Here is a 20872-nt window from a genome sequence, read left to right as displayed (position 1 = left end):
CCACCCTCCACCCTCTTCAGCGAAGGAGACCGCCATGGGCGACGCCCCCACGGACCCGGTGCTGCGCGTCGACGCCCTGGACGTGCGCCTGACCCGCGACGGGAAAGAGGTGCACGCCGTCCGGGGTGTCGACCTCACCGTCGGGCGGGGCGAGGTCGTCGGCCTGGTCGGCGGCTCCGGCTCGGGCAAGAGCGTGCTCGGGCTGTCGGTCATGGGCCTGCTGCCCGCGACCGCGCGCCCCGTGGTCTCCGGCGCGATCGACCTGGCCGGGGTGGACATGGTGCACGCCCCGGACCCGGTGCGCCGCGCCGCCCGCCGTGCCCACGTCGGTGCGGTCTTCCAGGACCCGATGACCTCGCTCGACCCGACGATGCCGATCGGCCGCCAGCTGGGTGAGGTCACCCGGGACCGGGCGCACGCGCTGTCGCTGCTGGAGGACGTCGGCATCCCGCGGGCGGCGGACCGGCTCAGGGCGTACCCGCACCAGCTGTCGGGCGGGTTGCGCCAGCGCGTCATGATCGCCCTGGCGGTGGCGCGCCGCCCGTCGCTGATCCTCGCGGACGAGCCGACCACGGCGCTGGACGTCACGGTCCAGGCGCAGATCCTCGACCTGCTGCTGACGCTCCGCGAGGAGATCGGCTGCTCGATCGTGTTCGTCACCCACGACCTCGGGGTCGCCGCGCAGGTCTGCGACCGGATCGCCGTCATGCAGCACGGCCGGATCGTCGAGACGGCAGGCGTGGACGAGGTCTTCAGCAACCCCACGCACTCGTACACGAAGAACCTGCTGCGCTCGCGGATCGACCTGTCGACCCCGCGCGACCGTCCGCTCGCCGCGATGCCGGTGGACCCGGAGGTCGAGCCGGCCGAGCCGGCCGTGCCCGGCGACGGGCTCGCGGTCGGCGCCGACGGCGTGCTCGACCTCGCACCCGGCGCCGCCGCGCCACGCCTCCCCGACGTCTGGCCCCCGGTGGTCCTGCGCGACGGCGTCGCCGTCTCGGTCCGGGACGTGCACCGCGAGTTCCGCAGCGGGCCGCCGTGGCGCCGTCGGGTGCTGCCGGCGCTGCGCGGCGTCGACCTCGAGGTCCGGGCCGGCGAGTCCGTCGCGCTGGTGGGGGAGAGCGGCTGCGGGAAGTCCACGCTGCTGCGCGTCGTCGCCGGGCTGGAGACCACCACGTCCGGCGAGGTGGGCCTCGCCGAGGGCGCGCGGCCCCAGATGGTGTTCCAGGACGCCGGGTCCTCGCTGACGCCGTGGCTGCGGGTCGGCACGATGCTCGACGAGCGGCTGCGTGCGCACGTCACCGGCATGTCCCGGGCGGAGCGGCACGACCGCGTGCTCGACGCGCTGCGGACGGTCGGGCTGCCGCCGGAGACCGCGCGTGCCCGCGGGGACCAGCTGTCGGGCGGCCAGCGGCAGCGGGTCGCCCTGGCACGCGCGGTGATCGTGCCGCCGACCGTCCTGCTCTGCGACGAGCCGACCAGCGCGCTCGACGTGTCGCTCGCCGCGACCGTCCTCAACCTCATCGGGCGGCTGCGCCGCGAGCTCGGGATGTCGGTGCTGTTCGTCACGCACGACCTCGCGGCCGCACGCATCGTCGCGGACCGCGTCGCCGTCATGCGCGAGGGGCGGATCGTCGAGCTCGGCGCGACCGACGACGTCTGCTCCCGCCCGCAGCACGAGTACACCCGGACGCTGCTCAGCGCGATCCCCGGCCCCCAGCACCGCCGTGACCGGGGCGCCGCCGTCTCGTCGATCGGAGCCGTGAAGTGACCACCGCCGATCTCACCGTCACCGCGGGTGGCGGCACCGGCCGGGCCGCGCGCCGCTGGGCGCGGGTGACCGCCGTCCGGCACCGCGCCCTGGGGGTGGACCTGCTCGCCGTCGGCCTCCTGGCCGTCATCGTGCTCGTCGCGCTCGCCGCCCCGGTGCTGGCGCCCCACTCCCCGGTGCTGCGCAGCGGGGAGGCGTTCCTGGCCCCGGGAAGCCCCGGCCACCTGCTCGGGACGGACGCGCTGGGCTACGACGTCCTGTCGCGGCTGCTCTACGGGATGCGCTCCAGCCTGCTCGCCGCGGTGGTCGTCATCGCCTCGGGAGTGCTGGTCGGCGGCCTGGTGGGACTGCTCGCCGGCGCCCTGCCGGGCTGGGTCGACTCGCTGCTGATGCGGACGACCGACCTGTTCCTGGCCCTGCCGGGGCTGGTGATCGCGATGGCGGTGGCCGCTGCGCTGGGTGCGAGCTTCACCAGTGCCCTGATCGGCGTCGCGGTCGTCTGGTGGCCCCTGTACGCGCGCCTCGTGCGCGGCGAGGTCCGCGCCCTGGCCGCCCGGCCGCACCTCGAGGCGGCGCGCCTGGCCGGCACGCCGTGGGGTCAGCGCGTCACCCGGCACCTGCTCCCCGGCGTGCGGTCGACGATCGTCGTCGCCGCGAGCCTCGACGTCGGCGGACTGGTCGTCGCCCTCTCGGGGCTGTCGTTCATCGGCCTGTCGTCGCCCGCGCCGGCGCCCGAGCTCGGGGCGATGGCCGCGCAGGGCATGGCGTACCTGCTGCAGGCCTGGTGGGTGCCGATCTTCCCCGGGCTCACGGTCCTGGTCATCGCCCTGGCGGCCAACCTCGCCGGCGACGGCGTCCGCGACCTGCTCCGGGGGCGTGGATGACCGCCCCGCTGACGCAGCCTGCCCGTGCTCTGCCCTGGACGGAGGTCCCGACGTGGTGATGTTCGTGGTGAAGCGGGTCGCCGCCACCCTCGCGGTCCTGCTCGCGCTGACGATGGCCCTGTTCGGCCTGCAGGAGGTCAGCGGTGTGGACCCCGCCAAGGCGTACGTCGGTGCGAACGCCTCGGCAGACGCCGTCGCCTCCGCCCGTGAGCGCCTCGGCCTGGACGAGCCGCTCGTGCAGCGCTACCTCACGTACCTGGACGGGCTGCTGCACGGCGACCTGCAGAACTCGTTGCGCAGCCGGACGCCGGTCGCCGACAACCTCGCCCAGGTGCTGCCGGCGAGCCTGGAGCTCGCCGCGTGGGTGCTCGGCATCGCGCTGGTGCTGGGCGTCGCGTTCGCCGCGCTCACCACGCTCGCGTGGCGGGGCGCCGGCGTCGTGCGGGTCGTCCTGCTCAGCGGTGCCGCCGCCCCGACCTTCCTGCTCGGGATGGTCGCCCTGCTGGTCTTCTACGGGAACCTCGGCTGGATGCCGTCGGGCGGTCGCACCGGCCTGCGCGACGCGCCCGCCGGGCCGACCGGGTTCCTCGTCCTCGACGGACTGCTGGCCGGCCGGCTCGACGTGGCCGGGGACGCGGTCACGCACCTCGCGCTCCCGGCCCTGTGCGCGGCCGTGTCCCCGGCCGTGGCCATCGGGCGCGTGCTGGTCGACGGGCTCAAGGCCAACATGAGCGCGGACCACGCCCGCACCGCCCGGGCCGCGGGCATGAGCGAGCGGCAGATCCTCGTCCGGCACGCCGTGCGCAACTCCCTGGGCCCGACCCTCTCGATGGTGGGCATCCAGGCCGGGATGCTCCTGGCCGGCCTGGTGGTCGTCGAGAAGATCTTCGACTGGCCGGGCGTCGGCTCCTACCTCGACAAGTCCGTCGCGGCCTCCGACTTCCCCGCCATCGCGGGCGTCGCGCTGCTGCTCGGCGTCGTCTACATCCTGCTCAACACGGTCGTCGACTGCCTCCAGGCCGCCGCCGACCGGCGCATCGCCCTCGCCTGAGCGGCGCCGCCCTCGTCCCGCACCACCGGAAGGAACCACTCGCATGAACGTCACCGGCAACGCCGTGCTCATCGTCGTCGACATCCAGGGCGGCGACGTCGAACGCGCCGAGTCCCGCACCGAGATCCCCTACATGCCCGGCCGCACCGAGCGGGCACCGCGGGTGCGCGCGCTCATCGCGACGTGCCGCGAGCGGGGCATCCCGGTCGTGTGGATCCAGGAGGTGCACAAGCCTTCGCTGATCGACATCGGCCGTGAGCTGGACGGCGCCGAGGGGCCGCACTGCGTGGAGGGCTGGGCCGAGACCGAGCTCGCGCCGGGCCTGGTCCCGCAGCCGGAGGAGTTCCTCATCCGCAAGCGCCGGTACTCCGCGTTCTTCGGCACGGAGCTGGAGATCGTGCTCAAGGCGTACCAGGCCGGGACCGTCATCCTCGTCGGCGGTCTGACCGACGTGTGCATCCACTACACCGCGGTCGACGCCCACCAGCACGACTACCGGGTGCGGGTCGTCACCGACGGGGTCGGCGGCTCGACGCAGGAGGCGCACGACGCCGCGCTGCGCGCCATCCACTACCTGCAGCGCGACGCGCTGGTCACGGCGGACGAGGTGCAGGAGTGGCTGACCACCGCCACCCCGAACCCCGAGGTGCAGCGCGCGCTCGCCACCACCGCCCAGGCCGTCTGAGGAGGACCCGATGTCGAGCATCTCCACCGCCTCGCCGCTGGGAGCCCGCGACCACGCGCGCGCCCAGGGCGGCACGGTCGTCGACACCATGCCGATCGTGCCGGCCGCCGGCGCGCCGGACTGGCCCGCCGACGTCGCGACCGCCGACCGGCTGCACGCCGAGACCGTCGCAGGAGGGAACTACACGACCGTGACGCTCGCCCGCGGCTCCGTGCTCGAGCTGACCGACCTCGAGGGCGACGCGTGCGCGCACCTGGTGCTGGTCAACGCCGCGCAGGCCGACGAGCGGCTGAACGTCGCCGACACGGTCAAGATCCAGTGGCAGGCGTACCTCGGCGCCGGGTCGATGCTGCTGTCCGACCGTGGCCGCGTGCTGGCCACGGTGGTCGAGGACACCTCGGGTCGCCACGACACCTTCGCCGGCACGTCCTCGAAGGCCGCGAACGAGGCCCGGTACGGCGACGGCTCGCCGCAGGGCGGGACCCCCGCGGGGCGGGAGCTGCTGCTGCTCGCCGCGCTGAAGAACGGGCTCGACGCGCGCGACGTGCCGCCGAGCCTGTCGTTCTTCCAGGGGGTGCGCATCGCCGGCGACGGCACCACGGAGTTCACCGGGTCCGTCGGCGCGGGCGCGCGGGTGCGGCTGCGGCTGGAGCTGCCCTGCGTGGTGCTGCTCGCGAACGTTCCGCACCCGGTCGACCCCCGCGCGGAGTACGTGTCGACGCCCCTGCGGCTGCGGGCCTGGCGCGGGGCCCCGGCCGGTCCCGACGCCCCCGAGGCCACCGCCACGCCGGAGGCGGCGCGCGCCTTCGCCAACACCACCGACTACGCCCGCGCGAGGGGACTGTGACCATGACCATCGCTCCCACCAGCCCCACCCCGGCCGCCGAGCCGCTGCCCGCGCGGCTCGCCGGCGCCGCCGTCGTGCTCGACCAGGTCGTCCCGCGCCGGTCGCCGTGGTCCGCGGTGGTCCGCGCGGGCCAGGAGCTGACGATCGTCGACCTGGAGGGCAACCAGGCGGTCGACTGCCTGGTGTACGACGCGCACGACACGTCCGTCCGGTACTCCGCACCGGACACGATCGCGGCGCAGCGCAACGTCTACCTCGTCCAGGGCTCCGTCCTGCGGGCCGGCACCGGGGACGCCCTCATGACGCTCGTGCACGACGAGGTCGGCCGCCACGACACCATCGGCGGCGCGTGCAGCAAGGAGTCGAACTCGCTGCGGTACGGGCACCACACCGTGCACCAGCACGCCTGCGTCGAGAACTTCCTCGCCGAGGGCGCCCGCTGGGGCCTCGGGAAGCGGGACCTGGTCAGCAACATCAACTGGTACATGAACGTCCCGGTGGAGGCCGACGGCTCGCTCGGCATCGTCGACGGCATCTCCTCTCCGGGGCTCTCCCTGACGCTCCGGGCCGAGCGCGACGTGCTGGTGCTGGTGTCGAACTGCCCGCAGGTCAACAACCCGTGCAACGGGTTCGACCCGACGCCCGTGCGGATGGTCGTCACCGAGCCCGCGGCGGCCGCCGGGGGAGCGGCGTGAGCGTGCTCGCCGCAGGACTGGCCGCCGTGGAGCGCGCCTACGCGCGGATCGACGAGGTCGACCGGCCCGAGGTGTGGATCCACCTGCGCCCCCGGGCGGACGTCGAGGCGGACGTCCGGGCGCAGGCGGCACGGGCGGCGGCGGGCGAGGACCTGCCGCTGGCCGGCCGGCTGCTCGCCGTCAAGGACAACATCGACGTCGCCGGCCTGCCCACCACCGCGGCGTGCCCGGGCGTCGCCTGGACAGCGGACGCCGACGCGACCGCCGTCGCCCGCCTCCGCGACGCCGGCGCGGTGGTGCTGGGCAAGACGAACCTCGACCAGTTCGCGACCGGCCTGGTCGGCACGCGCAGCCCGTACGGACCGGTCCGGTCGGCCGACCACCTCGACCGGATCTCGGGCGGCTCGTCGTCCGGGTCCGCCGTCGCGGTCGCGCTCGGGATCGTCGACCTGGCCCTCGGCACCGACACCGCGGGCTCCGGCCGGGTGCCCGCCGCCCTCCAGGGCGTCGTCGGTGTGAAGCCCACCCCCGGCCTGGTGCCGACCACCGGCGTGCTGCCGGCGTGCCGGTCGCTGGACTGCGTGAGCGTCCTCGCCCGCGACCTCACGCTGGCGGCGCGAGCGGTCGCGCTGATGTCCGGGCCGGACGGCCTCGACGCCCTGGCCCGCCCGGTGCCGGACGACGCGCCCCGCGCCGCCCCGGAGCACGCGGTCCTCGCGGTCCCGCGCGCCGCCGACCTCGCCGCGCTGAGCCCGCTGTGGCGCGAGGCGTTCGACGCACACGTCCTGGCGCTGCGCGCTGCCGGGCACGCGATCCGGGAGATCGACCTGACGCCGTTCCTCGCCGCCGCGCGCCTGCTGTACGACGGCGCGTTCGTCGCCGAGCGGTACGCCGCCGTCGGGCACCTCGTCGACGCAGGACCCACGGGGCTCGACCCCGTCGTCGCCGGCATCATCCGGGCGGCCGGTACCCTGCCCGCCCACCGGTACGCCGCCGACCTCGTCCGGCTCGCCGAGCTCCGGGCCGAGGCGGAGCGCGCGCTCGCCGACGTCGACGCCCTGCTGCTGCCCACCACGACCCACCACCCGACGCTCGCCGAGGTCGCAGCCGAGCCGGTCGCGGTCAACGCGCGGCTCGGGACCTTCACCAACTTCTGCAACCTGTTCGGGTACGCGACCGTCGCCGTCCCCGTCGACCCCGGCGTCCCGGGCGAGCGCGTCGGCGTCACCGTGCTGACCCGGCCGTCCGCCGACGCCGTCGCGATCGACGTGGCGGCGCGCGTGCTCACGGTCGCCGGCGTCGGCGCGTGGACAGCGCTCGACGGTCCGCCGCCCACCGGCGCCGCTGCTGCGGCCGCGCTGACGGGCACCGGGCTGCGGACCCGCACGCCGGTGCCCGCGTGACCGCCGGCGTCGCGGACCCCGCCGTCGCGGTCGTCGGCCCGGCGCCGCGCGCCCGGCTCTGGCCGCTCGCCACCGGCACGTTCGCCATCGGGTTCGGGTCGTACGTGATGGCCGGCCTCGTCCCCACCGTGTCGGCCGACCTCGGCATCTCGGTCAGCCAGGTCGGGACGCTGGTGAGCGTCTACGGGTTCACCTACGCGATCTCGACGCCCCTGCTCACCCTCCTCGTGCGGCGCGTCCCTCGCCAGGTGCTGATGGGCACCGCGCTCGCGCTGTTCGCGCTCGCGGCCGTCGGCACGGCGCTCGCCACCACCCCCACGGCCGTCGCCGTCCTGCGCGCCCTGTCGGCGGTCGCCGCCGGCGGGTTCACCCCGACCGCGACGGTGCTCGCCGCGAGGCTCGCCCCACCGGGCGGCAGCGGTCGCGCGGTCGCGACCGTCTTCGGCGGGCTGACCACCGCGACGGTCCTGGGTGCCCCGGCGGGCAACCTGCTCGGCCCGCTGCTCGGGTACCGCGGGGTCTACGCGCTCGTCGCCGGCCTCGCCGTGGTCGCGCTGGTGAGCGTGCTGACGCTCGTTCGCGCGGGCGCGGACGCACGGGCGCGGGGCGCCGACCCGCACGGCGGATCCGGCGCGTCCGGGCCCGGACCGGGGCGCGCCGCCGTCGGCCTCGTCGCGATCGCCCTGGCCGTCTCGTCGCTCGAGACCGCGGGCGCCATGATGGTGCAGACGTACGCGTCGCCCCTGCTCACGGAGACCGCCGGGATCGCGGGCGTGCTGCTCAGCGGGGTGCTCCTCGCCTACGGCGTCGCCGGCGTCGCCGGGAACGTCGCGGGCGGGTGGCTGGCCGACCGCTACGGCCCGGGACGCAGCATCACGATCGCGCTGACGGCGTCCACGCTGGCCCTCGTGCTGCTCGCCCCCGCCGCCGCCAGCCCGGTCACGGTCATCGCCGTGTTCTCCCTCTGGGGCTTCGCGGCGTGGGCGATGAACTCGCCGCTGCAGAACGTGCTCCTGTCCCTCAGCGGGCGGCACGGGCAGCTGGTGGTCGCGCTGAACTCCTCGGTCATCTCCCTCGGCACCGGGCTCGGCGCCCTGCTCGGCGGCTGGGTGATCGGCGGCCCGGGCTACGGCACCCTCGGGATCGTCGCCGCCGGAGTCACCTTCGCCGCCGTGCTGCTGACGCTGGTCCTGGGGCGCCGGGACCCGATCACGCGGACGGCGGCGAGCTGATCAGGGACGCCGCCCGCGGCTGCCCCGGACCCGGCCCCGCTCACGGCGACGCGGTGCCGAAGGCCAGCACCGTGAACAGCCCGACGAGGGCGACCCCCGCGAGCGTGACGACCGAACCGACCACGATCCCCGCGACGGCGAGGCCGCGCCCGCGCGCACCGCTGCGACCGATGCGCCGCAGCGCCGCGACACCCAGGCCGAGGCCGACGGGCGCCGCGAGGCCGGACGTCAACGGCGAGCACAGGCTCACGGCCAGTGACGCGATCGCGAGGCCGTCGACCCCGCGCGAGGTCGCTCGCTCGGTGACCGGCCGCGGCTCCGGGAACGCGAGGTCGCTCGTCACGTCCGGGTCCTCGGGGGAGTGCTCATGGGCAGAACGTATCCGTCGCGGCGAACCTTGTGACCCGGTTCACGAGAAACGGTGTCAGCTCTCCCCGAGCAGCACCCGGGCGACCTCCGGGCGAAGGGCGGCGCGCACCGCCTCGCGAGCCGAGCGCGCGTCAGGGGCGCCGACCGCCGCCTCCGCCATGGCGCGGCACTCCTCGAGGGTGTGGGCGCGCAGCGCGTACCGCACGGCGGGGACCCGGCCCGCGGCCATGGACAGGCTGGTGATGCCGAGCCCGGCGAGCACCAGGGCCATGAGCGGGTCGTTCGCGGACTCCCCGCACACCCCGACCGGCTTGCCGGTCGCGGCACCGGCCCGCGCCGTGGCGCGCACCAGGGTGAGCACCGCCGGCTGCCACGGGTCGAGCAGGTCGGCGAGCTCCCCGCGGAGCCGGTCGGCCGCCATTGTGTACTGGGCGAGGTCGTTGGTGCCGAGAGAAACGAAGTCGACCTCCGCCAGGATCGCCTCGGCACGGAGCGCGGCGGCGGGGACCTCGACCATCACGCCGACCTTCCGGATCCCGGCGGCGCGTGCGGCCGCCGCGAAGTCGCGGGCCTCCGCGGCGGTGGCGATCATCGGGGCCATCACCCAGACGTCGTCGCGTCGCGCGTCCGGCAGCGCCGCGACGGCAGCGCCGAGGGCCTGCAGCTGCCGCTCGACGATCCCCGGGAGCGACCGGACCAGGCGATAGCCGCGGACCCCGAGGGCCGGGTTCTCCTCGACCGTCTGGTGGGCGAACGCCAGCGGCTTGTCGGCACCGGCGTCGAGCGTGCGGACGACGACCTTGCGACCGGCGTAGGCGTCGATGACCTCGGCGTAGGCGGCGGTCTGCTCGTCGAGCGTCGGCTCGGTGCGCGCGTCGAGGAACAGCACCTCCGTGCGGAACAGCCCGACACCTTCGGTGCCGTCGGCGGCCGCCCGCGCGTCGGTGGGGGTGCCGACGTTCGCGAGCAGCGGGACGCGGTGGTCGTCGGCCGTGCTCCCCGGCCCGGTCGACCCGGCGATCACGCGCTCGTTCTCGGCACGCCGGACGACGCGATCGACCGCCGACGAGGGCGGGTCGACCTCGACGGTGCCCGCCGCGGCGTCGACGAGCACCGGTGTCCCGGCGGCCAGCGTGGTCGCGCCCGTGACGCGGACGACGCACGGGAGCCCGAGCTGCCCGGCGACGATCGCGGTGTGGCTGGTCGGCCCGCCACGCTCGGTGACGATCGCGGCGACGCGCGTCAGGTCGAGGGCGGCGGTGTCGGCGGGGGACAGGTCGTCCGCCACCACGACGGCGGGGCCGTCCAGCGGCGCGAGGCCCGGCTCAGGGACACCGAGCAGGCGTGCGACGGCGCGGTGCCGGACGCTGCGCAGGTCCGTCGCCCGCTCGGCCAGGTCACCGCCGGCGGCCGCGAACACGGCGGCAAAGCCCTCCACGGCCCGGTCGACGGCACCCGCCGGGCCGACGCCGGAGTGCACCAGGCGCGCCGCCTCCGCCGCGAGGGCGGGATCGCACGCCATCGTCGCCGCGGCGTCCAGCATCTGCCGCAGGTCCGGGTTCTCCGTGGCCGCCGACCGGGTCCGCAGGTCGGCGCCGACGTCGGCGAGCACCGCACGGACCCGGGCCTCGGCCGCGACCGGGTCGAGCGGCGCCGGCTCGTCCGCCGGCACGTCGGGCGGGGGTGCGACCAGCGCGACCGGAGCGAGCGCGACTCCGCGACCGACCCCGATCCCGCGCAGCACCGCGTCCGCCGTCGTCTCGACCGCGAGGCTCATGCCAGCTCCACCGCGTCGAGATCGGTCGCGAGGAGCTCCGCCAGCTCGTCCAGCAGCGGTCCGGCGTCCGGTGCGTCGCACGTCAGCTCGACCGCCTCGCCGTGCTGCAGGCGCAGGCCCATCACCATGAGGATGCTGCTCGCGTCCACGCCCGGCTGGCCCTCGCGGGCGAGGTGCACGAGGTGGCCGCCGTCGGCCACGCGCCGGGTCAGGAGTGCGGCGGGGCGGGCGTGCAGACCTGAGGTGGTCGCCAGAACTGCTCGTCGCTGAGGCATGGGGAAGTCCCTTCTCGTCACGCCGCCCGGCACGGGTCGGCGCCGCCAGGGCAACAAAAAAGACCTGAGACATCCGACTCCGGCCGGTGCCTCAGGTCTTGCCTGATCCGCTCAGTAACAACCCTGGTGCGCCAGTTGTACGGCGTGAGAACGGGCGGGGTCAAACGCGGCCGGGACGTCGGTCGGAACGCGATGAAAGGCAGCCGATGCCTAGGACTCTGGTCCCGGATGGGCGCGGGAAAGCGGGTGCTAGCGTCCTTCCACGAACCTGAGTTCCCAGGGTTGTTACCCGCCGTCGTCGCGGGGCAAGACCTGAGCCGCAGCCATGCGACTCAGGTCTTTTTTGTGCCCGGACGACGACTCTCGACGAGGAGTGCACATGACGTCCGCGACGACGCGCGACAGGGCCGAGGAGATCATCAGGGCGGTCGGAGGGCCGTCGAACGTCCTCAGCCTCACCCACTGCGCGACCCGCCTGCGCTTCGAGCTCCGTGACGCCTCGGTCGTCGACCAGCGAGCCGTGGAGTCCATCCCCGGCGTGATCGGCGCCGTCCCGCAGTCCGGCGAGCGCTTCCAGGTGGTGATCGGCGGGGCCGTGCAGACGGTGTACACGCAGATCATGCACCTGCCCACGATGGCCGGGGTGGTGGCCGGCCAGCAGTCGGACGCCGACGTGAAGGCGGCCGCCCGGGCGAAGGCGCGGGGCAAGGTGGCCTGGCTCGACGCCGTGTTCGAGTACCTGTCGGACTCGTTCCGGCCGCTGCTCGGCGTGCTGCTCGGCGCGTCCCTGATCATCGCGTTCGCCGCGGTGCTCGACGCGATCGGGGTCGTCGACTTCCGCGCGGACGACAAGCCCGCGACGTGGGTGTTCGTCGACGCGATGTGGCGGGCGGTGTTCTACTTCCTGCCGATCATGGTCGCGTACAACGCGGCGAAGAAGCTGCAGGTCGACCCGTGGCTGGGCGCCACGGTGATGGCGGCCGTGATGACGCCGAACTTCCTGTCGCTGACGGACGCGGCGAGGACCGCGTGCACCACCAACGCGACCCTGGGCACCACGGCGTGCGTCGCGGACGTGTTCGGCCTGCCGATGCAGCTCAACGACTACGGCGGCCAGGTGTTCGTGCCGCTGATCATGGTCGCGGCGCTCGCGCCGGTGTACCGGCTGCTCAAGCGGGTGTTCCCGGAGAACATCCAGATGGTCTTCGTGCCGTTCCTGTCGATGGTCGTGATGATCCCGGTGACGGCGTTCCTGCTCGGCCCGCTGGGGATCTGGCTCGGCTCGGGTCTCGGCGACGGCCTCGCGTGGCTCAACGGCAACGCGCCCATCGTGTTCGCGATCGTCATCCCGCTGATCTACCCGTTCCTGGTCCCGCTCGGCCTGCACTGGCCCCTGAACGCGCTGATGCTGGTGAACCTCAACACCCTCGGCTACGACTTCATCCAGGGCCCCATGGGCGCGTGGAACTTCGCCTGCTTCGGCGCCACCGCCGGCGTGCTCGTCCTCGCCGTGCGGGACAAGGACGTGCAGATGCGCCAGACGGCGACCGGGGCGCTGGCCGCCGGCCTGCTCGGTGGCATCTCCGAGCCGTCGCTCTACGGCATCCACCTCCGCTTCAAGCGCATCTACCCGCGGATGCTCGTCGGCTGCCTCGTCGGTGGCGTCATCATCGGCGTCCTCGGCGGCGTGGACACCAACGCCTTCGCGTTCACCTCGCTGCTGACCATCCCGGTGTTCAGCCCGATCCCCGTGTACCTCATCGCCGTCGCGGCGGCGTTCGCCGTGTCGATGGTCCTGGTGATCGTGTCGGACTACCGCACGCCGGAGCAGCGCGCCGCGGCCCTGGCGGAGCGCGCTCAGGCCGAGGCCGACCTCGCGCGGGAGGCGGCCTCGGGACCCGGTGCCCCCCGGACCCCGGACGCCGTGCCGACCAGCGCGGTCCTCGCGCCCGTCGCCGGGTCGATCGTCCCGCTCGACCAGGTCGACGACGCGGTGTTCGCCTCGAAGGCGCTCGGGGACGGCGTCGGTGTGGTTCCCACCGACGGGGTCGTCGTGGCGCCCGTCTCCGGCGAGCTCGTCACCGTCGCGGACACCGGGCACGCGTTCGGCCTCATGACGGCCGACGGCGTGGAGGTCCTGGTCCACGTCGGCATCGACACCGTCAAGATGGCCGGCACGGGGTTCGACCTCGCCGTCGCCAAGGGGCAGCGCGTCTCGGCGGGCGACCGGCTCGTGACCGTGGACCTCGACGCGGTCCGCGCGGCCGGTTTCGACACGACCACCGTCGTCACGGTGATCAACGCGCGCACCCTGGCGAGCGTCACGCCCCGGCCCGCGGGTACCGTCGTGCCCGGCGCCGTCGTGATCGACGTCGAGCCCTGACCGCCCCGCGTGGGCCGTGCCTGCGGGTGCGGCCCACGCGCGACCGCCCGGACCCCGGCCTCCACCCGGTTCCGAGGCTGAGGAGCGACGTGGACATCCTCCGCGTGTTCAACAACAACCTCGTCCTCGCGCGCGACGAGTCCGGCACCGAGGTGATCCTCACGGGCCGCGGTCTGGGGTTCCAGAGCAGACCGGGGGACCAGGTCGACCGCGACCGGGTCGTCCGGGTCTTCCGGCCCGACCCCGGCCGGGACCCGGACCACCTGGCGGGGCTGCTGGCGAGCATCCCGCCCGAGCACGTCCAGCTCGTCGGTGACGCGCTCGTCGAGGTCGGCCTGGGGGCGCTCGCAGGCCGCCCGGCCGTGATCGTCGCGATGGCCGACCACGTGAGCTTCGCGCTGCGCCGCGCGGAGGTCGGCCAGGCCGTGGAGTACCCCCTGCTCGCCGAGGTCACCAACCTGTACGCGCAGGAGCACGCGCAGGCCACGGCACTGGTCGCCGCCATCAACGCCCGGGTGCCGACCCCGCTGCCCGCGGCCGAGGCGGTGGGGCTGGCCCTGCATCTCGTCAACGCCGGCGTCTCGACCGGCGACCTCGCGTTCAGCTACACGATGACCGGGCTCATCCAGCAGTTCCTCGACGTCGTCGCCAGCGCGCACGACGTCACGCTCGACGCCGGCGGGGTCAGCGTCGGCCGCTTCATCACCCACCTGCGCTACCTGTTCGTCCGGATCGAGCAGCGCCGCCAGCTCGCCGACGCGCGGCACTCCTCCGTCGGCGAGGCGATCCGTCAGACCTACCCCGAGGCGGTCGACACCGCCGAGCGGCTCGCCCAGCTGGTGGAGCTCCGGCTGCGTGCACCGTTGACACCCGACGAGGTGTCGTACCTCGCTCTGCACATCGCGCGCGTGGTGCAGGACGGGCACCGCGCCTGACGTCGCCGGGCGCGTCAGCGCGGTGAGGCGTGCCTCGTCGAGCGTCTCGACGGGCTGCCGGGACCGGGAGCTCAGTCCTCCGCGGTGAGAGCAGCCAGCGCCTGCATCAGGCTGCTTCGTCGATCCTCGTCGAGCGGTGCGAAGAGGTCCTCGAGCACGCCGGCCGCGATCTCGTGGCCACCGTCGAGTGCTGCGCGACCGGTGTCCGTGAGGGTGTGCACCAGCCGGCGCCCGCGCCCAGCCGATCGCACGATGAACCCGCGTTCCACGAGCCGTGCCGCGAGTGTCCCGAACGCCTGGTCGCTCTGGAAGGTCGCGATGGCGAGGTCGTGGCCGGATGCGTCCGGCATCCGCTCGATGGCGCGGAGGGCGTCCCACTGCACGAGGGTGATGCCCAGGTCACGGAGGGCGGCGTCCATGGTGCGGTGGTTGCGGTACTGCGCCCGTTTCAGCGCCTGCCCGAGCGCTTCGAGGTCCGTCGTCATGGTGCTACGGTATCAACACGTTTAGATCAACATATTGAGACAGGTGCACCGTGACCAGCGTCCTTCCCGCAGATCTGCCCGTCATCATCGCCGGCGACCCCACCGCCCGAACGGCCCTCGTGCTCCACGGCGGCGGCGGGCCCCAGACCGTCGCGCCGGTCGTCGGACACCTCGCGGCCACCACGCACGTCCTGGCACCCACGCACCCCGGCTGGGACGGGACGGCCCGGCCGGAGTCCATCGCCTCCGTCGCCGACCTCGCGCACGCCTACCTCGAGCAGCTCGTCGACGACGGGCAGCACGACGTCATCGTGGTCGGTTCGTCGATCGGCGGCTGGATCGCCCTCGAGATGGCTGTGCAGGCTGCATCTGACGAGCGGTACGCCGGCCGCGTCGGCGCGGTCGTGGTGCTCGACAGCGTCGGGGTCGTGGTCGACGGTGAGCCGATCGCCGACTTCTTCGCCCTCGATGCGCGTGGTCTGGCGGAGGTGGCATGGCACGACCCGGAGCGCGGCTTCATGGATCCGGCACGGTTCACGGACGAGCAGCGGTCGATGCAGCAGGCGAACGGGCGCACGATGGCCGCTGTCGCGGGCGCGAGCATGAGCGACCCGACCTTGCTCGACCGTCTCGGGGTGGTGGACGTCCCGACTCTCGCGGTCTGGGGTGCCAGCGACCGGGTCGTCACCCCGGCCTACGGGCGGGCGGTCGCGGCTGCCGTGCCCGGGGCGGAGTTCGTCGAGATCCCGGCGGCGGGGCACCTCCCGCACCTGGAGGCACCCGAAGCGACCTGGGCAGCGATCGACTCCTTCCTGGGCTGACGTCCCGTCCCGCGCTTCTCAGCTGGCGACCCTCTGACCTGCGCCGTCGGGGCGGATGCCATGATCGCGCGATGATCACGATCCACCTCCGCTACCAGATCGACCCCGAGCAGATCGACGTCTTCACCGACTACGCCGAGCGCTGGATCCGGCTGGTGAACCGCCTCGGCGGAGACCACCACGGCTACTTCCTCCCGGCGGAGGGGGACAACGACGAGGCGTTCGCCCTGTTCACGTTCCCGTCGCTAGCGGACTACGAGCGCTACCGGACCGCAGCGGAGACGGACGCGGAGTGCATCGAGGCGTACGAGCTGGCGCGGAGCACCGGGTGCATCCGCCGGTACGAGCGGCGGTTCCAGCGGCCGGTGTTCGCCGAGCCCAGCTGAGCAGCTCCTCGCGGGGCGGGTCGCCCGTCGCGGCGGCTCGGGCCACGCCGGATCGACAAGGACAGGCCGGGTGTGACGGGCCCGCACCGACCCGGTGACGGACGCGGAGCGGCGCGCGGGGACGGACCGAGCGGGCATGATCGCGTCGTGAACCGGACCGACCGCCTGTACGCCCTCGTCGAGGAGCTGCGTGCCGCGTCGCCGCGTCGCCGGAGCGCGCGCTGGCTCGCCGGGCGGTTCGAGGTCTCCGTCCGGACGGTCGAGCGGGACCTGTCCGCGCTGCAGCAGGCGGGCGTGCCGATCTGGGCGGACACCGGCCGCACCGGTGGGTACACGCTCGACCCGGCCGCGACGCTCGGTCCGATGTCGTTCACGCCCGACGAGGCCCTGGCCGTGGTCGTCGGCCTCGGCGCGCTGGGACGGGGACCGTTCCGGCAGCCGGCCGGGTCGGCGCTCCGCAAGCTCCTGGCGGTGATGCCGGCCGGCGACGCCGGGCGTGCGACCGCTGTGGCCGGGCGCGTGCGCCTGCTCGAACCGGAGGACGGCACCCCGGTCCCCGCGGCGTTCGGGGTCGCGCTCCGAGGCGACCGGGTCGTCCGTCTGGTGTACCGGGACCGGGACGGCGCCGAGACGCTGCGCGAGGTGGAACCGCTCGGGTCGATCGGCAAGGGTGGCGACTGGTATCTCGTCGCCTGGTGCCGGCTCCGTGACGGCGTCCGGGCGTTCCGTGGCGACCGGATGGTGTCGGTCGAGCTGACCGACGAGCACCCGCAGCCGCGTGAGCTCCGGTGGGAGGACCTCGACATCCCCTCCGGGACGCTCCGGCCCGTCGTCGACGACGCCTCCTGATCAGGTCCCGCGCAAACACCGACAGGACGGTGTCGCGGCGCGGGTCGAGGCTGGTGGGGTCGATCCCGCACCAGCACCCGGAGGCACCTGTGTCGTTCGCATCCATCCGCATCATCACCGACGACGTCGACCGGCTCGCCGCGTTCTACGAGCGCGTCACGGGGCAGGTCGCCACGCGCCCGGCACCTGTCTTCGCGCAGCTCACCGGCCCCGGGCGACTCTCGCGATCGCCGCCCCGGCGACGGTCGCGATGCTCGGCGGCGCGGTCTCCCCGGCGGCGAACCGCTCCGTCGTCGTCGAGTTCGAGGTCGCCGACGTCGACGCGGAGTTCGCGCGGCTCGAGCCGGAGCTCCACGACGTCGTCCTGCCGCCGTCGACCATGCCGTGGGGGAACCGGTCCGCGCTGTTCCTCGACCCGGACGGGAACGTGGTGAACCTGTTCAGCAGGTCCGCGTCGTAGTCCGCTCGCCGCGGGTCGGGGCAGGCGCCGGCCCCACCTGGCGTCACCTCCCGCGGCCTGGGACGCTGCCGGGGTGGCCACCCCCGACGGGGCGCGCAGGCAGGTCGAGCTCACCCCGCGGTGGAGCTGCTGAGCCGCTCCGCCGCGGGACCGGTGTGCGGGAGGGAGCGTCGCGTGAGGAGGACCGGTCCCGCCGCCGCGCTGGTGGCCGTCGTCGTCGCGACCGTGCTGGCCGCGTGCACCGGCCCCGGGCCGACGCCGTCCCCGGGTGTCGCGACCAGGTCGTCCGGCCCCGCGCCCCGGACCGTCGCCTCCGGCCTCGACGTCCCGTGGTCGGTGGTCTTCGTCGGCGGCACGCCCCTGGTCGCCGAGCGGGACAGCGCGCGCATCCTCGAGCTGACCGCGGACGGCTCCACCCGCGAGGTCGGGGTCGTCGAGGGTGTGCGCCCCGGGGGCGAGGCGGGTCTGCTGGGCATGGCCGTCGACGGGCGCGACCGCCTCTACGTGTACTCCACCGCCGAGGACGGCAACCGCGTCCAGCGCTACGACGTGTCAGGGGGTGCGGGCGCCCTTGCGCTGGGGGAGCCGACCACGGTGATCGGGGGCATGCCCGCCGCGCGTCACCACGACGGCGGGCGCCTGGCGTTCGGGCCCGACGGCATGCTGTACGTCACCGTCGGCGACGCGGGCAGGCGCGAGCAGGCGCAGGACCTCGAGTCGCTGGCCGGCAAGATCCTGCGGCTGACACCCGACGGGGACGTCCCCGCCGACAACCCGTTCCGGGCGTCGCCGGTCTGGAGCTACGGGCACCGCAACCCGCAGGGGCTGGCGTGGGACGACCGCGGCACCATGTACGCCACCGAGTTCGGCCAGGACACCTGGGACGAGCTGAACGTCATCACCCCCGGCGGCAACTACGGGTGGCCGGTCGTGGAGGGCGTCGCCGGCCGGGACGGCTTCACCGACCCGGTGCAGCAGTGGACCCCGGACGAGGCGAGCCCGTCGGGGATGACCCACCTCGACGGCACGCTGTACATCGCGAACCTCCGGGGGAGCCGGCTGCGGGCGGTGCCCGTCGCCGATCTCGGCGCGTCGACGGATCGGTACCCGGGGGAGTACGGGCGGCTCCGGGACGTGACCGTCGCACCCGACGGGCGGCTGTGGTTCGTCACGAGCAACACCGACGGGCGCGGGACGCCCGGGCCGCAGGACGACCGCGTGCTGTCAGTCGACGTCACGCCCTGACGAGCCCCGGTGGGCGGCGGCCACCCCCGCGGCCCACCCCGGCGCACGGCACCCCGCCGGCGGCCCGCACGGCGCGGGGTCGATCCCGGCGCGTGCGAGCAGCCACGCGACCACCGAGTTCGAGGTCCACATGTCGCCCACCGCCTCGGCGTCACGGCCCCAGGTGTGCCGGGGGAGAGCGGGCGCCGCGTCGAGCAGCCGCAGGGCCGTCGGGGCGTCGTCGGCGACGACCGAGCGCTCGACGGCCCACGCCGCGTCCGGGATGGTGCCGCCCGCCCAGCAGCGCACCTCGTAGCGGAAGAACCGCGACCGTCCCAGCACCGGCGCACCGACCGGGCCGGTGGTGACGACGCCGCGCGGCCCGGCCGGCTGCCCCCACACGGGGGTGACCTCGACGGTCACCGCGGGCCCCCCGGGCCGCACCTCCAGGGCCGCGTGCACGAGCCCGCACCGTGGTCGCCGTCCGCGGCGCGCGGCGAGGCCCTCGTAGAGCCGGCCGCTGAGGCGCACGAGCGGCGACCCGCCCGCGCCGAGCGGGATCCAGAGCAGGTCGACGCCGGTCATGCGTCCATCCCCTCACGCCGCGGAGCGCTCCGACCCGGACCGACGTCCCGAGGAGATCCTGCGCGCAACCTGTGCATGTGCGTGTTCACCCCGCACGCGAACCTACGGCACCGTAGGGTGGGGTCATCTGCACGGCGAGCGTCCGCTCACACCCCCGGCTGGGAAGTCGACGTCGACGCCCCGGAGCGTGCCAGTGACCAGTACCACCTCGACCGTCGCCCCCGCCGCGCGCCCGCGCCGGCAGGAGGCCGCGACCGGCTCCTACCACGCGCTGTCGGCCAGCATCCGTGAGGCCGGCCTCCTGGAGCGCACGCCCACGTTCTACATCGGGCTGCTCGTCGCCCTCGGGGTCGCGCTCGGTGGGCTGGTCGCCGGGTTCGTCCTGCTGGGCGACTCGTGGTTCCAGCTGCTGATCGCGGGAGCGCTCGGGGTGGTGCTGACCCAGTTCGCGTTCGTCGCGCACGAGGCGTCGCACCGGCAGGTGTTCCGGTCCGGCCCGGCGAACGACCGGCTCGGCCGCGTGCTCGCGAACGGCGTGGTGGGCATCAGCCACTCGTGGTGGATGACGAAGCACAGCCGGCACCACGCCAACCCGAACAAGGTCGGCAAGGACCCGGACATCGAGATGGACACCATCTCGTTCCTGCCGGAGTCCGCCGCGACCCGCACGGGGTTCCTCGCGGCGCTGACGCGCGTGCAGGGCTGGGCGTTCTTCCCGCTGCTGACGCTCGAGGGTCTCAACCTGCACGCCACGTCGATCCGGTCGCTGCTGGAGCGGGAGCCCGGCAGCCGGCGGATCAGCCGCGCGAACGTGATCGAGCTCGTGGTACTGGCCGTGCGGCTGTCGGTGTACGTCGCCGTGGTGGTGTGGTTCCTGCCGCTGGGGCTCGCGGCGGCGTTCCTCGGGGTGCAGCTCGCGGTGTTCGGCGTGTACATGGGCGCGTCGTTCGCCCCGAACCACAAGGGCATGGCGATCATCCCGGCCGACAGCCGGCTGGACTTCCTGTCCAAGCAGGTCCTGACGTCGCGCAACATCTCCGGCGGGACGTGGATGAGCATGCTCATGGGCGGGCTCAACTACCAGATCGAGCACCACCTGTTCCCGTCGATGCCGCGCCCGCACCTGCTGCGCGCCCGCCGGCTGGTCCGCGCGCACTGCGCGGAGAACGGCGTCCCCTACACGGAGACGACCCTCCTGCACTCGTACCGGATCGTCGTGCGGTACCTGAACGAGGTCGGCCTCGCGGCTCGCGACCCGTTCGACTGCCCGATGGTCCGTCAGTACCGCAACGTCTGACCGGCTGGGTCCGGGGCAGCGCCCCGGACCCAGTGCCGCCGGACACGCACGCAGCATCCGGACACGCAGCATCCGGACACGCAAGAGCCCCCCGCGACCAGGTCGCGGGGGGCTCTTGTCGGTACGGCGCTCAGATCAGAGCGGCGTGATCTCCGACGCCTGCGGACCCTTGGGGCCCTGCGTCACCTCGAACTGGACCTTCTGGCCCTCGTCGAGGGAGCGGTAGCCGCTGGTCGTGATCGCCGAGTAGTGGGCGAAGACGTCCGGGCCGTCGCCGTCGGGCGCGATGAAGCCGAAGCCCTTCTCGGCGTTGAACCACTTCACAGTTCCGGTGGCCATGTGTACTCCTTCAGGTTGGTGCGACCCCAGACGACCCAGGACCGGTATTCACGGTGGGTCGTGGTCCGCCGCTCCTGAGAGCGCCGCGCGGGCGAACCCGCGGGAGAGACCACAGCGAA

The 20872-nt window shown here is 74.4% G+C and carries 22 protein-coding genes; 16 read left to right on the top strand and 6 right to left on the bottom strand.

The window, feature by feature from the left end; all coding sequences use genetic code 11:
- Positions 1 to 34 precede the first annotated feature (34 nt).
- The 8 genes from KJP73_RS11660 to KJP73_RS11625 are packed head-to-tail and all read left to right on the top strand — an operon-like array spanning position 35 to position 8568.
- Positions 35 to 1771, top strand: coding sequence for an ATP-binding cassette domain-containing protein (locus KJP73_RS11660; protein WP_213283028.1), 1737 nt, complete (start codon positions 35 to 37; stop codon positions 1769 to 1771).
- Positions 1768 to 2655, top strand: a complete 888-nt coding sequence (locus KJP73_RS11655; RefSeq protein WP_213283027.1) for an ABC transporter permease — start codon at positions 1768 to 1770, stop codon at positions 2653 to 2655. The genes KJP73_RS11660 and KJP73_RS11655 overlap by 4 nt, the downstream gene beginning before the upstream one ends.
- Positions 2656 to 2713: 58 nt before the next feature.
- The gene (locus tag KJP73_RS11650; protein ID WP_213283069.1) at positions 2714 to 3706 is read left to right on the top strand and encodes an ABC transporter permease; all 993 of its coding nucleotides are present in this window, start codon (positions 2714 to 2716) and stop codon (positions 3704 to 3706) included.
- A gap of 43 nt (positions 3707 to 3749) precedes the next feature.
- Entirely contained in the window at positions 3750 to 4391 is a 642-nt protein-coding gene (locus tag KJP73_RS11645; RefSeq protein WP_213283026.1) for a cysteine hydrolase family protein, read from the top strand.
- A gap of 10 nt (positions 4392 to 4401) precedes the next feature.
- Positions 4402 to 5238 (top strand): urea amidolyase associated protein UAAP1, encoded by an 837-nt coding sequence (locus KJP73_RS11640; RefSeq protein WP_213283025.1) that lies wholly within the window; start codon positions 4402 to 4404, stop codon positions 5236 to 5238.
- 2 nt (positions 5239 to 5240) lie between these two features.
- On the top strand, positions 5241 to 5933 hold the full coding sequence (locus KJP73_RS11635) for an urea amidolyase associated protein UAAP2 (RefSeq protein ID WP_213283024.1): 693 nt from the start codon (positions 5241 to 5243) through the stop codon (positions 5931 to 5933).
- A complete protein-coding gene (locus KJP73_RS11630) occupies positions 5930 to 7336 on the top strand; it encodes an allophanate hydrolase (protein WP_249669326.1) in 1407 nt (468 codons plus the stop codon). The genes KJP73_RS11635 and KJP73_RS11630 overlap by 4 nt, the downstream gene beginning before the upstream one ends.
- Entirely contained in the window at positions 7333 to 8568 is a 1236-nt protein-coding gene (locus KJP73_RS11625) for an MFS transporter (RefSeq protein WP_213283023.1), read from the top strand. Before KJP73_RS11630 ends, KJP73_RS11625 begins: the two co-directional genes overlap by 4 nt.
- 40 nt (positions 8569 to 8608) lie before the next feature.
- On the opposite strand, the gene KJP73_RS11620 is transcribed toward KJP73_RS11625, so the two are convergent.
- The 3 genes from KJP73_RS11620 to KJP73_RS11610 all read right to left on the bottom strand — a co-directional run bounded on the left by KJP73_RS11620 (position 8609) and on the right by KJP73_RS11610 (position 10989).
- Positions 8609 to 8911: a DUF4190 domain-containing protein gene (locus KJP73_RS11620; protein WP_213283022.1), complete on the bottom strand. Its 303-nt coding sequence runs from the start codon at positions 8909 to 8911 to the stop codon at positions 8609 to 8611.
- 81 nt (positions 8912 to 8992) lie between these two features.
- Complete coding sequence (locus KJP73_RS11615) at positions 8993 to 10714, bottom strand: phosphoenolpyruvate--protein phosphotransferase (RefSeq protein WP_213283021.1); 1722 nt, start codon at positions 10712 to 10714, stop codon at positions 8993 to 8995.
- Complete coding sequence (locus KJP73_RS11610; RefSeq protein WP_213283020.1) at positions 10711 to 10989, bottom strand: HPr family phosphocarrier protein; 279 nt, start codon at positions 10987 to 10989, stop codon at positions 10711 to 10713. Before KJP73_RS11610 ends, KJP73_RS11615 begins: the two co-directional genes overlap by 4 nt.
- 379 nt (positions 10990 to 11368) lie before the next feature.
- Here KJP73_RS11610 and KJP73_RS11605 point away from each other — a divergent pair, with 379 nt between their 5' ends.
- On the top strand, positions 11369 to 13372 hold the full coding sequence (locus tag KJP73_RS11605) for a glucose PTS transporter subunit IIA (protein ID WP_213283019.1): 2004 nt from the start codon (positions 11369 to 11371) through the stop codon (positions 13370 to 13372).
- A gap of 89 nt (positions 13373 to 13461) precedes the next feature.
- Positions 13462 to 14307 (top strand): PRD domain-containing protein, encoded by an 846-nt coding sequence (locus KJP73_RS11600; RefSeq protein WP_213283018.1) that lies wholly within the window; start codon positions 13462 to 13464, stop codon positions 14305 to 14307.
- A 71-nt stretch (positions 14308 to 14378) separates the two neighbouring features.
- On the opposite strand, the gene KJP73_RS11595 is transcribed toward KJP73_RS11600, so the two are convergent.
- Positions 14379 to 14792, bottom strand: coding sequence for a MarR family winged helix-turn-helix transcriptional regulator (locus KJP73_RS11595; protein WP_213283017.1), 414 nt, complete (start codon positions 14790 to 14792; stop codon positions 14379 to 14381).
- 50 nt (positions 14793 to 14842) lie between these two features.
- On the opposite strand from KJP73_RS11595, the gene KJP73_RS11590 reads away from it, so the two are divergent.
- From KJP73_RS11590 to KJP73_RS11570, 5 genes are all read left to right on the top strand, one after another.
- Positions 14843 to 15613: an alpha/beta fold hydrolase gene (locus tag KJP73_RS11590; RefSeq protein WP_213283016.1), complete on the top strand. Its 771-nt coding sequence runs from the start codon at positions 14843 to 14845 to the stop codon at positions 15611 to 15613.
- 71 nt (positions 15614 to 15684) lie between these two features.
- Positions 15685 to 15999 (top strand): NIPSNAP family protein, encoded by a 315-nt coding sequence (locus KJP73_RS11585; protein ID WP_213283015.1) that lies wholly within the window; start codon positions 15685 to 15687, stop codon positions 15997 to 15999.
- Positions 16000 to 16146: 147 nt separating this feature from the next.
- A complete protein-coding gene (locus tag KJP73_RS11580) occupies positions 16147 to 16848 on the top strand; it encodes a helix-turn-helix transcriptional regulator (protein ID WP_213283014.1) in 702 nt (233 codons plus the stop codon).
- Between the two features lie 250 nt (positions 16849 to 17098).
- Positions 17099 to 17308 (top strand): VOC family protein, encoded by a 210-nt coding sequence (locus tag KJP73_RS19635; protein WP_349628305.1) that lies wholly within the window; start codon positions 17099 to 17101, stop codon positions 17306 to 17308.
- Positions 17309 to 17482: 174 nt separating this feature from the next.
- A complete protein-coding gene (locus KJP73_RS11570) occupies positions 17483 to 18553 on the top strand; it encodes a PQQ-dependent sugar dehydrogenase (RefSeq protein ID WP_213283013.1) in 1071 nt (356 codons plus the stop codon).
- Here KJP73_RS11570 and KJP73_RS11565 read toward each other — a convergent pair.
- Positions 18533 to 19117 (bottom strand): hypothetical protein, encoded by a 585-nt coding sequence (locus KJP73_RS11565; protein WP_213283012.1) that lies wholly within the window; start codon positions 19115 to 19117, stop codon positions 18533 to 18535. The two genes, KJP73_RS11570 and KJP73_RS11565, sit on opposite strands and share 21 nt — an antisense overlap.
- 193 nt (positions 19118 to 19310) lie before the next feature.
- Here KJP73_RS11565 and KJP73_RS11560 point away from each other — a divergent pair, with 193 nt between their 5' ends.
- On the top strand, positions 19311 to 20414 hold the full coding sequence (locus tag KJP73_RS11560) for a fatty acid desaturase family protein (RefSeq protein ID WP_249669324.1): 1104 nt from the start codon (positions 19311 to 19313) through the stop codon (positions 20412 to 20414).
- Positions 20415 to 20549: 135 nt separating this feature from the next.
- Here KJP73_RS11560 and KJP73_RS11555 read toward each other — a convergent pair whose 3' ends face one another.
- Positions 20550 to 20753 carry a cold-shock protein gene (locus KJP73_RS11555; RefSeq protein ID WP_213283010.1) on the bottom strand — a complete coding sequence of 68 codons (204 nt, stop codon included), beginning with the start codon at positions 20751 to 20753 and terminating at the stop codon, positions 20550 to 20552.
- Positions 20754 to 20872 lie beyond the last annotated feature (119 nt).

Source organism: Cellulomonas hominis (assembly GCF_901521055.1).
GTDB lineage: Bacteria > Actinomycetota > Actinomycetes > Actinomycetales > Cellulomonadaceae > Cellulomonas > Cellulomonas endometrii.
Note: the sequence above shows the minus strand (reverse complement) of the source record. Positions and strands in the feature narration are given on the sequence as shown.